The following is a 12,456-nucleotide window of genomic DNA, read 5'->3' as shown; positions in this document are numbered from 1 at the left end:
TTGTATAGACAAGTACACACAAGGCCGGCTTTAACAATTACGATACATTTTTGTTATATTGCGTCAGCAATCACGCTTTTGGCTTATGACATGAAATGGCCCTGCAGCCGATAGCGGTTGCCCGGGAACAGCAGTCTGGCGTGGGAAACAATGTGCGAGGCTGACCAGGTACGGCGGTGGATCAGCAGGCAGGGATCGTGCTCTTTAATACGCAGCAGCTCGCACTCCTGCGGCGTGGCGCGCACCGCCTCGACGATATGCTCCCCTTCCGTCAGCGGCGCGACCAGCGACAGATAAGCATGGGGGGTGGTGGCGGTATAGTCCTGCTGCAGGTAATCCGGCACCAGCGCGGCATTGACGCTGCGATCCTCAATCTGCACCGGGATATCGTTTTCAAAGTGCAACATCAGGGAGTGGAAGATACGCGTTCCCTCTTTGACGTTCAACGCAGCGGCCTGCGCAGCGCTGGCCTGCGTCTCCTCAAGGAACTGCACCTCACAGCGGTGCTGATGGTTGCGGGAGGCGATCTCATCGGCAATGCTGCGAATTTCAAACAGCGCGGACTGCCCTTTTGGCTCGGCCACAAAGGTGCCGACCCCCTGCAGACGCACCAGCAGCCCCTCATCGGTCAGCTCCCGCAGCGCGCGGTTGATGGTCATCCGGCTAAAGCCGAACTGGGCCACCAGCTCTGCCTCGGACGGGATGCGATCGTGAGGACGCCAGACGCCGGTGGCGATCTGATGGCTGATCGCCTGTTTTACCTTTTCATAGAAAGGGGCTGGCGTATTGGCCTGCTGCTGCGGGGCGCGAGAGAACATAGCAATTCCTTAAGCCGTTATAAAAATCCGAGTATATCCACAGATTACGCCCACCAGTGAGCAATTTGCCAGGCAAGACGCGCGGCGAGCTTCGCCCCCTGGCCGTCGCGATCGAAGCCAGGGCTGAACTCCACCAGATCCGCCGCCTGCAGTTTGCCGCTGCGACAGATCCGCGCGATGACCGGAAGCAGATCCCGGGCCGGAACCCCCAGCGCGGCGGGTGCCGACACGGCGGGCATCTCCCCGGCGGGCATCACGTCGAGATCAATGGTGAGGTAGACCCGATCCGCATTGTTGAGGACGGTGTCCAGCACCGGCAGCGCCTGCTGCTGGAAATCGAGATCTTCCACCAGAGTGACGTTAAGACGAGCCGCTTCATCCCACAGCGCCTGCGTATTGGCCGCCCGGCTGACCCCGAGACAGGCGTAGTGAAATTCACGCTGCTGTTCCGCGCAGTAGAGCGCCAGCTGGCGGAACGGGGTTCCGGAGGTCGCCTGGCTGGCGTGACGCAGATCGAGGTGCGCATCGAGGTTGATAATTACCACCCGCTCGCCGGGAAAAGCATCCAGCACGCCGCGGCCATGGGCCCAGGCGGTTTCATGCCCGCCGCCGAACACCAGGGTGCGCATGCCAGCCTGCTGGCAGGCGGTGACCGTCTCGCTCAGCGCCTGCTGGGCGGCCTCCAGCGCCTCCCCCTCGACGCGGATGTTGCCCATATCGGTCAGCCGCTGGTGGCCCTGATGGCTGGCCATATTTCCCAGCGCGCGGCGTAACACATCCGGGGCCTGGGCCGCACCGGTCCGGCCCTGATTGCGTCTGACCCCTTCGTCGCAGGCAAAGCCGATCAGGGCGATACCGTCCCCGGAGGGCGTTGGCGTATCGCTACGTTGCACGGTCTGGAACAGGCGCAGCGCGTTGCTGGCCTCGCGGGTGTCGTCACGCCCCTGCCAGACGTCAGGTGAAACCGGCTGCCATATGCTCATTGTGCTTTTCCTCTGAATACGCGCTGATAAAGCGGGTTACGACCCGGCTCATACACCATCTCCACCGGGCTTTTGGCATCCCAGATCGCCAGATCCGCGACAAACCCGGCCTTCAGCTGGCCGTGCGTTGCCCCGCGACCCAGCGCCTGGGCGGCATGCCGGGTCACCCCTGCCCACGCCTCTTCCGGGGTTAAACCAAACTGCACGCAGGCCATATTCATCGCCAGATGCAGGCTGGCAAAGGGGCTGGTGCCGGGGTTGTAGTCGGTCGCGACGGCCATCGGCACCCCCTGCTGACGCAGCAGGTCAACCGGCGGGCGCTGGCGCTCCTGCAAAAAGTAGAACGCGCCGGGCAGCAGTACCGCCACGGTGCCGCTCTGCGCCATCGCGCTCACTCCGGCCTCATCAAGATACTCAATGTGATCGGCAGACAGCCCGTGGTAACGGCTCACCAGCGCGGTACCGCCGAGGTTAGAGAGCTGCTCGACGTGGCCTTTAATCGGGATCCCCCGGGCCTGTGCAGCCTGGAACACCCGCTCGCTCTGTTCCGGGGTAAAGCCAACGTTCTCGCAGAAGACATCCACGGCTTCGAAAAGGCCTTTCTCCCACAGCTGCGGGAGCGTGTGCTGACACACGTGGGCGATGTACGCATCCGGATCCTGACGATACTCCTTCGGCACGGCATGGGCAGCCAGCAGCGTCGGGCTGATCTCAATGGGATGGGTGTGCGCCAGACGCTGGGCCACGCGCAGCATCTTCTCTTCCGCCTCGTCGTTCAGGCCGTAGCCGGATTTGATTTCGATAGTGGTAACGCCTTCGCGCATCAGCCGCTGTAAACGCTGCTGCGCCAGCTGCTCAAGCTGCTCAGGGGTGCTGTCCCGGGTCGCGCTCACCGTGGCATTAATTCCGCCGCCCTGGGCGCTGATGGTCTGATAGGAGACGCCGTTCAGCCGCTGCTCCCACTCGGCGGCGCGGTCGCCGCCAAACACCAGATGGGTGTGGCAGTCAATCAGGCCCGGCGTGACCAGCCGCCCCTGTAAATCGCGGGTGTTGGGCAGATCCTGCGGCAGGTCAGATTCCGGCGCGATCGCCAGGATGGTCTCTCCACGCACAATTAAGGCCCGGTTCTCCAGCAAACCATAGGCTGTGCCGTAGCCAGGATCCATAGTCGCGAGGCGCAGGTTACGCCAGATAACGTCGTCGGGATGAAGTTGCAACATCGGGCTTCCGCTTGTCATGAATTGTATAGACATTTATTTTCATTCCCGTCGCCCTGTCAATCGCCTTTACCGAAATTGTTATTTATTTGTGACAACTTTCCCGCTAAGCGCGGGAATAAAAAGTAACTTTTTGCCTTTTAATCTTCCCGTTTCGCTCAACTTAGTATAAAAAAGCAGGCTATTTCGGTTATCCCCCTATTGATATGCTTAGCAGGAGCTTTCCCTTGAACATTTCCAGGATTTCTCGTCTGGCGCTGGCCCTCGCATTTGGCGTGACGTTGTCCGCGTGCAGCTCTACTCCGCCGGATCAACTGCCTTCAGAGCAGGTCGCACCAGGCACGGCTTCCCGCCCGATCCTTTCCACTGATGAAGCGAAAAACTTCCAGCAGGCTCGCTACTTCACGGCCATGGATCCAAACGCGGCGCCGTGGAGTCCTTACGCCATTCGTCTGCCTGCGCAGCCGAACTTTGTGGTTGGCCCGGCGGGAACCCAGGGCGTTACGCATACCACCATTCAGGCGGCGGTTGATGCAGCCATTGCTAAGCACAGCAGCTCCCGTCAGTACATTGCCATTTTACCAGGCGAGTACGAAGGCACCGTGTATGTGCCTGCCGCGCCGGGTAGCGTGACCCTGTACGGTACGGGTGAAAAACCGATTGATGTGAAAATTGGTCTGGCGATCGACTCGGAGATGGATACCGCGAGCTGGCGTCGTCTGGTCAATCCGGGCGGTAAATACATGCCTGGTAAACCGGCCTGGTACATGTTTGACCGTTGCCAGAGCAAGCACAGTGCCACCGTCGGCGTGATGTGTTCCGCCGTCTTCTGGTCGCAGAACACCGGCCTGCAGCTGCAGAACCTGACGATTGAAAACAATCTCGGCGACAGCGTCGATGCCGGTAATCACCAGGCGGTTGCCCTGCGCAGCGATGGCGACCAGGTGCAGATCGACAAGGTAAATATTCTGGGTCGTCAGAATACCTTCTTCGTTACCAACAGCGGCGTTGATAACACCCTGAAGAACAACCGCATCACCCGTACGGTGGTCACTAACAGCTACATTGAAGGGGATGTGGATATTGTCTCTGGTCGCGGTGCCGTGGTGTTTGATAACACCGATTTCCGGGTGATGAATACCCGTACCCAGCAGGAAGGCTATGTCTTCGCCCCGGCCACCCTGTCGAACATGTTCTACGGCTTCCTGGCAGTGAACAGCCGCTTTACCGCGATGGGTGACGGTGTGGCACAGCTGGGCCGCTCGCTGGACGTCGATTCTGCCTCCAACGGCCAGGTGGTGATTCGCGACAGCGTGATCAACGAAGGCTTTAACATGGCAAAACCGTGGGGCAACGCGGCGATCTCTCAGCGTCCGTATGCGGGTAATACCGGTGCGGTGGATGAGAAAGGCAACGTGCAGCGTAACCTCAACGACGCTAACTTCAACCGCATGTGGGAATACAACAACCGCGGCGTGGGCAGCAAAGTGGTAGCGGAACCGAAGCAGTAATATGATTAGCAAAAAGGGGGAGTAACTCCCCCTTAATGCTGCGGCTGGGCACGTCAGGCACCGGTCTTAAGATACGCATCCAGCAGTTGCAATACTGCAACCATGAGTTGCAGGAACAGAATTACCCATCCCATACTGCTCATACGCCACTCCTTTGGTCAGGAGCACTTCCACTGACTTACCTTTCCGCTGCCTGTCACCAGTGGGCGTTGGTGTTACCGATGTGCTCCACAGTTAAGGTACTGACGGCACCACCCGCCAGCCAGGACTTAAAAGAAACCTGATTTGCGGAACTGCTCACATCGAACCAACGGCAACATTGTAATCTCTGATAACTGTATATAAAAACAGTTTCAAACAGATTAAGAATTTATTCAGATAAAGAAAAATATTATTATTTTTCAGTATGATAATTATTAACTCAGCGGCTCATCCCATTCTTTTGCCGTGGGTTAATTTTACATAGTGCCAGGCCGGGATTACTATATTGAGGTTGGTGTTACCGATGTGCTCACCCGGCAACCACCGGGCATAAAAAAACCTCGCATTTGCGAGGTTTTTTTATTTAGTCGCCTTAGTGCGCGTTAACCACCACCCACATTGGCCCCTGACCGACGGCATAACGCCCCTTCTCTTCCAGCAGCCCCTGCTCGCCCTGAATCTCATACAGCGCGATATGGTGCGATTTTTGACCCGCTGCAATCAGGTACTTACCGCTATGATCGACGTTAAAGCCGCGCGGCTGGGTCTCGGTCGGCTGGAAGCCTTCGATGGCCAGCACGCTGCCATCTTCAGAAATGCTGAAAATGGTGATCAGGCTTGAGGTACGATCGCAGGTATAGAGGTGGCGTCCATCAGGGGTGATGTGGATATCCGCCCCCCAGCGCGTATCGGTGAAGTCCGCCGGCATCATGTCCAGGGTCTGCACGCACTCGATGTTGCCGTGCGGATCGCGCAGGGCCCAGACGTCTACCGAGCAGTTCAGCTCATTCACCACATAGGCGTACTGCTGGTTCGGATGGAAGGCCATATGACGCGGGCCTGCGCCTTCAACGGTGGTCACTTCTGCTGGCGTTTGCGCGGCCAGCTTGCCGTCGTCGCCCAGGGTAAACAGGCAGATACGATCCTGTTTCAGCGCCGGCACCCACAGGGTGCGGTTATCCGGGGAGATATTGGCCGAGTGACAACCTTCCAGCCCTTCAACCACCTCAACGGTCTCCGTTGGAATGCCATCATCCAGGCGGGTGACGCTGACGCAACCGGCGTTGTAAGAGCCGCTAAAGATAAAGCGCCCCTGCAGATCGGTTGAGATATGGGTCGGGCTCCCCGGCAGCGCAGCTTCGGCCGTAAAGGTCAGCGCGCCATCTTCAGGAGAGATACGGTACGCCAGCACACGGAACTCCGGGCGCACGCCCACATACAGGAAACGTTTATCCGGGCTGATCGCCATCGGCTGAACCTGGCCGGGAACATCGACGACCTGAACCAGGGTGAGCGTACCTTCGGGATTCAGACGCCAGACATGGATCTGCTGGCTTTCAGGACTGGCGGTATAAACGGTTTGTTTCATGAATGCTCCTTTCCTCACTGCGCGTAAAAGTAATGTACCAGGATAGTCTTTTTTAACGGTGAATGCTGAATTTTAACCAGGAATTTTGCAGCCTTAGTCACGCGGTGTACCATCTGCTCATTCTGCCATTTCAACATTAACCCGGAATATCAAATGACCTCGCGTGTGATTGCACTGGATTTAGACGGTACGCTGTTAACCCCGCAAAAAACCCTGCTCCCCTCTTCCCTCGACGCCCTGAAGCGTGCCCAGGAGGCGGGATACCAGCTCCTCATCGTGACGGGTCGTCATCATGTTGCGATTCATCCTTTTTATCAGGCGCTGGCGTTAGATACACCTGCAATTTGCTGTAACGGAACCTATTTGTATGATTATCAAGCAAAAAAGGTTCTGCAGGCCGATCCGCTGCCGGTTACCCAGGCGCTGCAACTGATTGATCTGCTCGATGAACATGTCATTCACGGCCTGATGTATGTCGACGACGCGATGCTTTACGAACGCCCGACCGGGCATGTGATCCGCACCAGCAACTGGGCGCTGTCGCTGCCGGAAGCGCAGCGTCCGGTGTTCACCCAGGTGCCGTCGCTGGCGCAGGCGGCCCGGGACGTTAACGCTATCTGGAAATTTGCTCTGACCGATGAAGATACCAGCAAGCTAAATGCCTTCGCTAAACACGTGGAGCAGACGTTGGGCCTGGAGTGCGAATGGTCCTGGCACGATCAGGTGGATATTGCCCGCAAAGGCAACAGCAAGGGCAAGCGCCTGGCGCAGTATGTGGAATCCATCGGCGGATCAATGAAGGACGTCATTGCCTTTGGCGATAACTACAATGACATCAGCATGCTGGAAGCGGCCGGGACCGGGGTGGCAATGGGTAATGCGGACGACGCCGTCAAAGCGCGCGCCAACATCGTAATTGGCGACAACACCACCGACAGCATCGCCCAATTTATCTATACCCATCTGGTGTGATCAGGTGGTGATCGACACGCTCTTGATCTGTGCGTAGAGCCAGAGGCCAGGTTTGATCCCCAGCTCATCCCTGGCCCAGGGGCTGATACGCGCCCACAGCGTGCGGCTACCAATTTCCAGCTGCACCTCAACCTGACCGCTATCGTCGTAACACTGGGCCACTTTGGCGCGCAAAATGTTACGAATGCTGCTCTGGAGCGGCGGTTGCAGCACCAGCGAGACGTCCGACGCCTGAATGCGAATGCGCAGATTGGTTTGCAGCGGTTTATCCAGCTTGTTGACCCAGACATGCTGATCGCCAATGGCCAGCGCGGTCATCGCATAGTGCGGATGGTGCTCCAGCACGCTCACCTTCAGAATGCTGCTCTGCTGCTCCTGAGGCAACCACGGGTGCATCACGCTGCTGCCCCACACCTCTTCCAGATTGCCGAACGCCTTCACGCTGCCGTTTTCCAGGACCAGCACCTTATCGGCCAGATGCAGGATCTCGTCCAGCGAGTGGCTGACATAGAGCATCGGAATATTGATTTCACGCGCCAGGCGCTGCAGATAGGGCAGCAGCTCACGCTTGCGGGGGATATCCAGCGAGGCCAGCGGCTCGTCCAGCAGTAGCAACTCCGGGGCGGTGAGCAGCGCCCGGCCGATCGCCACGCGCTGCTTTTCCCCGCCCGAGAGCGACGAAGGTAGCCGGTCAAGCAGGTGTTCAATGCCCAGCAGAGCCACCAGCTTATCGAACTGCCCGGCCATGCTTTTCGCCATGCCATAACGCAGATTGCCCAGCACCTTGTAGTGCGGAAACAGTCGTGCATCCTGGAAGACATAGCCAACCCGGCGCTTTTCCGGTGCCAGATAAATGCGTTTTTCTACGTCGTTCAACACCCGATCGTTGAGCACGATCCGCCCTGACTGGGGCCGGGTCAGGCCGCTTATGGCGTTGATCAGCGAGGTCTTCCCCGCGCCGGAAACGCCAAAAATGGCGGTAATTCCGCTGGCAGGCAGGGTTTCGTTGAGGGTGAGGCAGTGCTCGCCCAGGGTCTGGGTGAAATTGAGTTCCAGCATGGTCAGTTCCCCATCCGTTCACGGCTCAGACGGGCCAGCCATTCCGATACCAGCAGCGACACCATCGCCAGCACAATGGAGATAATACAAAGACGCGCGGCGGCCCCTTCGCCACCGGGGGTCTGGATAAGGGTATACATCGCCGACGGGATAGTGCGCGTTTCACCCGGGATATTAGAAACAAAGGTGATGGTCGCGCCAAACTCGCCCAGCGAGCGGGCAAAGGCCAGCACGGTGCCGACAATAATGCCCGGCAGCGTCAGGGGAAGCGTGATGGTCAGAAATACGCGCCAGCGTCCGGCACCCAACGTGCGGGCCGCCTGTTCAAGCTTCATGTCGACCCCTTCCAGCGCCAGGCGGATCGCCCGCACCATCAGCGGGAACGACATCACCGCGGCTGCCAGCACCGCACCGCGCCAGCTGAAGGCAAAGCTGAGGCCAAACCACTCATACAGCCGCTCGCCGATAAACCCGCGTCGCCCCATGGCGATGAGGAGCAGGTAACCGACCACCACCGGCGGCAGCACCAGCGGCAAATGCAAAACACTGTCAAGGAGCGCTTTGCCGGGAAATTTACAGCGAACCAGTAGCCAGGCGAAGAAGATCCCAAAGGGCAAACTAAATGCAACCGCGAGGGAAGAGACTTTCAGGCTCAGCAGCACGGCCTGCCATTCGGGATCGGTCAATATCATTCGTGAGTCGTAAATCCGTAACGTTTAAAGATTGCCGATGCCTGCGGCCCCTTCAGATAATCGTAAAAGGCGCTGACGGTAGCGTTTTTATGTCCATCGACGATGGCAACAGGATATTCCACTTTCTTATGTGAGTCTTCCGGGAAGGTCCCCACCACTTTCACCCCTTTTCCGGCGACGGCATCAGAGCCGTAGACGATGCCCAACGGCGCTTCGTTGCGCTCCACCAGCGCCAGCGCGCCACGCACGTCTTCCGCCGGGGCCAGTTTCGGGGACAGCGTCTCCCAGGCCCCAAGTTTTTGCAGCGCCTCTTTGGCATAAATGCCCGCCGGAACGTGTTCCGGATCGCCCACCGCCAGACGCCCGTCTTTCAGCAGGCTGGTCCAGCGGGTCTCTTTGTTTATGGCGGTCTCGCCCTGGGCACTCTCTTTCGGTGCCACCACTACCAGGCTATTGCCCAGCAGGGTTGCGCGGCTGGCGGTATCTATCGATTTTTTCTCGACCGCGTAATCCATCCACTTCTGATCGGCGGAGATGAACAGGTCCGCAGGCGCTCCCGCTTCGATCTGGCGCGCCAGCGTGGACGAAGACGCAAAGGACGACACCACCTCGACGTTTTTCTCTTTTTTATACTCCGCAGCGATATCCTGCATCGCGTTCGTCAGGGATGCTGCCGCGAAGACGGTAATTTTGCCCTCATCCGCCAGTGCATGTCCGGTCAGGGTGAGGGTCAGCGTTGCCCCTGCGAAAAGGCGTAACCATGTACGTGTCATCTTTAACTCCTGTGAGTGTCGTTATATAAAAATAAATATAACGATAACCCTAAGGTTTTCCCAGCGTTAAATCGTACCGATTAGTGAGTAAATGAAACTGATGCCGTAAGTAATATCGGCGCGGAAGAGGGAAACTTGAGAGCAAAACGCCCGGCAGAACCGGGCGTTTTTACAGGAAATTAATGCTGTTTTTTCGGCTGTTTTCTGTGGCCGATATTGGAAAAGATGTTGAACACCTCACCCAGGCCGTAGATGGCACCGAGAATGATAGCCATCACCACTGGCACCATGATCACGGCGAATACCAGACTTTTCAGCAACTCTAACATGGCTTTCTCCAGACAATGTGAATGCCTTATTCTAACCGGAAAAGCGAGAAATACATCCCCTTTTGTGCGGTACAGTTTGCGCATAAAACGAATTAGGTCACAATAACCCTTTTGCCAGGACATTGTTATGCAGGCCGAAATTCTCCTCACCCTCCGTCTTTCGCAAAAATTGTTTGCCGATCCCCGCCGCATCGCCCTGCTTAAACAGATTGCGCAAACCGGTTCCATCAGCCAGGGAGCCAGGAACGCCGGCATTAGCTATAAAAGCGCCTGGGATGCCATCAATGAGATGAACACCCTGAGCGAACAGACTCTGGTCGAACGCGCTACCGGCGGCAAAGGCGGCGGCGGTGCGATACTGACGCGCTACGGGCAGCGACTGATCCAGCTCTATGACCTGCTGGGGCAGATCCAACAGAAAGCCTTCGATGTCTTAAGCGACGACGACGCTCTGCCGCTGGACAGCCTGCTTGGCGCTATCTCGCGTTTCTCCTTGCAGACCAGCGCCCGCAACCAGTGGTTTGGTACGGTCACCGCCCGCGATGACGATCGCGTCCAGCAGCAGGTGGATATTTTACTCGCCGACGGTACTACCCGCCTGAAAGTGGCCATTACCGCCCAGAGCGGCGAGCGGCTGGGGCTGGATGAGGGCAAAGAGGTGCTGGTGCTGCTGAAGGCCCCCTGGGTCAGTATCACTCAGGACAGGGAGACGGCGATCCAGGCGGATAATCAATTGCAGGGGATCATTAACCATATCGATCGGGGCGATGAGCAGTGTGAAGTGCTGATGACCCTGCCCGACGGCCAGACGCTTTGCGCCACCGTGCCTGTGGCCCAGAGCCGGGGCTTAGAAGAATGTACTGAGGTAACGGCATATTTTAATGCTGACCGGGTGATTATCGCCACGTTGTGCTAAGCGCATTGACATTCGCCCCGACACTGGGTATCCCTGATGCTTATTGCTGCATAAAATGGGATAAATCATGTCATCATTGCAAATTTCGCAAGGCACGTTTCGTCTTAGCGATACCCGTACGCTCACGCTCGCGGATTTTACGCTCAATGCTGGTGAAAGCTGGGCGTTCGTTGGCAGTAACGGCAGCGGCAAGTCTGCCCTCGCCCGGGCGCTGGCTGGGGAGCTGACGCTGCTGAAGGGCGAACGCCAGAGTACCTTTACGCGTCTGACCCGCCTCTCCTTTGAACAGCTGCAAAAACTGGTTAGTGACGAGTGGCAGCGCAACAACACCGATCTGCTCAGCCCCGGCGAAGAAGATACCGGCCGCACGGCATCTGAGATTATCCAGGACGAGATCAAAGACGATGCCCGCTGCCGCCAGCTCGCGGAACAGTTCGGCATCGCTCACCTGCTGGACCGACGCTTTAAATACCTCTCCACCGGCGAAACCCGCAAAACGCTGCTGTGCCAGGCCCTGATGGCCGCACCTGAGCTGCTGATCCTCGATGAGCCTTTCGACGGCCTCGATGTGAAATCCCGCGGGCAGCTGGCGGATCTGCTGGCCTCGCTTAATCAGCAGGGTTACACCCTGGTGCTGGTCCTTAACCGTTTCGACGAGATCCCCGATTTTGTGAAGAACGCCGGGGTACTGGCCGACTGTACCCTGACGGCGGTGGGGGAAAAAGCGGCCCTGCTGAACCAGGCCCTGATTGCCCAGCTGGCGCACAGTGAAAAGCTGAACGGCGTCACCCTGCCCGAACCGGATGCCCCTTCGGCACGCCATGCCCTGCCAGAAGGCGAACCGCGGATAGTGCTCAATGACGGCGTGGTGTCGTATAACGATCGCCCGATCCTTGACCATCTGAGCTGGACGGTAAATCCCGGCGAGCACTGGCAGATTGTCGGCCCCAACGGCGCCGGTAAATCGACTCTGCTGAGCCTGATTACCGGCGATCATCCCCAGGGCTACAGCAACGATCTCACCCTCTTTGGCCGCCGTCGCGGCAGCGGCGAAACCATCTGGGATATCAAAAAGCATATCGGCTATGTCAGCAGCAGCCTGCACCTCGATTACCGGGTCAGCACCACGGTGCGCAATGTCATTCTGTCGGGGTATTTCGACTCCATCGGAATTTATCAGGCGGTTTCCGACAGGCAGCACAAGCTGGCGCAGCAGTGGCTGGATATCCTCGGGATGGATAACCGGGTCGCGGATGCGCCGTTCAGCAGCCTGTCGTGGGGCCAGCAGCGGCTGGCGCTGATCGTGCGCGCGCTGGTGAAGCACCCGACCCTGCTGATCCTCGACGAGCCCTTGCAGGGGCTGGATCCGCTTAACCGCCAGCTGATCCGCCGCTTTGTGGATGTACTGATTAGCGAAGGGGAAACGCAGCTGCTGTTTGTCTCTCACCATGCGGAGGATGCTCCCGCCTGTATCACCCACCGCCTGGAGTTTGTCGCTGACGGCGACAGTTACCGCTACCGGACGGGCCCGGTCTGACATCCTGACGGGGGACGCCCCCCCGTTTTTTTCAGATAACCTGCAACATCCCATCCCGGGCACTTTGATTTACAATCCT

At 58.1% G+C, this 12,456-nt stretch carries 13 protein-coding genes; 4 read left to right on the top strand and 9 right to left on the bottom strand.

From position 1 onward, the window contains the following. Positions 1–83: 83 nt before the first annotated feature. From ACP4QI_RS06300 to hutI, 3 genes are read right to left on the bottom strand one after another with little or no spacing between them, the layout of a single operon-like run. A complete protein-coding gene (locus tag ACP4QI_RS06300; protein ID WP_426495047.1) occupies positions 84–818 on the bottom strand; it encodes a histidine utilization repressor in 735 nt (244 codons plus the stop codon). Positions 819–862: 44 nt separating this feature from the next. Further along, a complete protein-coding gene (gene hutG, locus ACP4QI_RS06295; RefSeq protein WP_426495048.1) occupies positions 863–1,801 on the bottom strand; it encodes a formimidoylglutamase in 939 nt (312 codons plus the stop codon). Then, positions 1,798–3,021 carry an imidazolonepropionase gene (gene hutI / locus ACP4QI_RS06290; protein WP_426495049.1) on the bottom strand — a complete coding sequence of 408 codons (1,224 nt, stop codon included), beginning with the start codon at positions 3,019–3,021 and terminating at the stop codon, positions 1,798–1,800. Before hutI ends, hutG begins: the two co-directional genes overlap by 4 nt. A gap of 224 nt (positions 3,022–3,245) precedes the next feature. Here hutI and ACP4QI_RS06285 point away from each other — a divergent pair, with 224 nt between their 5' ends. Then, on the top strand, positions 3,246–4,529 hold the full coding sequence (locus tag ACP4QI_RS06285; RefSeq protein ID WP_445730306.1) for a putative acyl-CoA thioester hydrolase: 1,284 nt from the start codon (positions 3,246–3,248) through the stop codon (positions 4,527–4,529). A 53-nt stretch (positions 4,530–4,582) separates the two neighbouring features. Here ACP4QI_RS06285 and tisB read toward each other — a convergent pair whose 3' ends face one another. Together tisB and pgl are read right to left on the bottom strand one after the other, a co-directional pair. Beyond that, positions 4,583–4,672 carry a type I toxin-antitoxin system toxin TisB gene (tisB, locus tag ACP4QI_RS06280; RefSeq protein ID WP_142488739.1) on the bottom strand — a complete coding sequence of 30 codons (90 nt, stop codon included), beginning with the start codon at positions 4,670–4,672 and terminating at the stop codon, positions 4,583–4,585. 431 nt (positions 4,673–5,103) lie between these two features. Then, positions 5,104–6,099, bottom strand: a complete 996-nt coding sequence (gene pgl, locus ACP4QI_RS06275) for a 6-phosphogluconolactonase (RefSeq protein WP_426495051.1) — start codon at positions 6,097–6,099, stop codon at positions 5,104–5,106. Positions 6,100–6,252: 153 nt separating this feature from the next. Between pgl and ACP4QI_RS06270 the strand changes: the two genes are divergently transcribed. Continuing rightward, positions 6,253–7,071 carry a pyridoxal phosphatase gene (locus tag ACP4QI_RS06270; protein ID WP_426495052.1) on the top strand — a complete coding sequence of 273 codons (819 nt, stop codon included), beginning with the start codon at positions 6,253–6,255 and terminating at the stop codon, positions 7,069–7,071. Here ACP4QI_RS06270 and modC read toward each other — a convergent pair whose 3' ends face one another. The 4 genes from modC to ACP4QI_RS06250 all read right to left on the bottom strand — a co-directional run bounded on the left by modC (position 7,072) and on the right by ACP4QI_RS06250 (position 9,924). Then, a complete protein-coding gene (gene modC / locus ACP4QI_RS06265; protein WP_285112544.1) occupies positions 7,072–8,130 on the bottom strand; it encodes a molybdenum ABC transporter ATP-binding protein ModC in 1,059 nt (352 codons plus the stop codon). A gap of 2 nt (positions 8,131–8,132) precedes the next feature. Then, on the bottom strand, positions 8,133–8,822 hold the full coding sequence (gene modB, locus ACP4QI_RS06260; protein WP_142488735.1) for a molybdate ABC transporter permease subunit: 690 nt from the start codon (positions 8,820–8,822) through the stop codon (positions 8,133–8,135). Further along, positions 8,819–9,595 (bottom strand): molybdate ABC transporter substrate-binding protein, encoded by a 777-nt coding sequence (gene modA / locus ACP4QI_RS06255; protein WP_426495053.1) that lies wholly within the window; start codon positions 9,593–9,595, stop codon positions 8,819–8,821. Before modA ends, modB begins: the two co-directional genes overlap by 4 nt. A 179-nt stretch (positions 9,596–9,774) precedes the next feature. After that, positions 9,775–9,924: an AcrZ family multidrug efflux pump-associated protein gene (locus ACP4QI_RS06250; RefSeq protein WP_039029358.1), complete on the bottom strand. Its 150-nt coding sequence runs from the start codon at positions 9,922–9,924 to the stop codon at positions 9,775–9,777. A gap of 127 nt (positions 9,925–10,051) precedes the next feature. Between ACP4QI_RS06250 and modE the strand changes: the two genes are divergently transcribed. Both modE and modF read left to right on the top strand, forming a co-directional pair. Next, complete coding sequence (gene modE, locus ACP4QI_RS06245; RefSeq protein ID WP_426495054.1) at positions 10,052–10,840, top strand: molybdenum-dependent transcriptional regulator; 789 nt, start codon at positions 10,052–10,054, stop codon at positions 10,838–10,840. Positions 10,841–10,907: 67 nt separating this feature from the next. After that, positions 10,908–12,377 carry a molybdate ABC transporter ATP-binding protein ModF gene (modF, locus tag ACP4QI_RS06240; protein ID WP_426495055.1) on the top strand — a complete coding sequence of 490 codons (1,470 nt, stop codon included), beginning with the start codon at positions 10,908–10,910 and terminating at the stop codon, positions 12,375–12,377. Positions 12,378–12,456: the final 79 nt, after the last annotated feature.

The organism is Leclercia sp. TB492, assembly GCF_049974505.2.
Classification (GTDB): Bacteria; Pseudomonadota; Gammaproteobacteria; order Enterobacterales; family Enterobacteriaceae; genus Enterobacter; species Enterobacter adecarboxylatus_C.
Note: the sequence above shows the minus strand (reverse complement) of the source record. Positions and strands in the feature narration are given on the sequence as shown.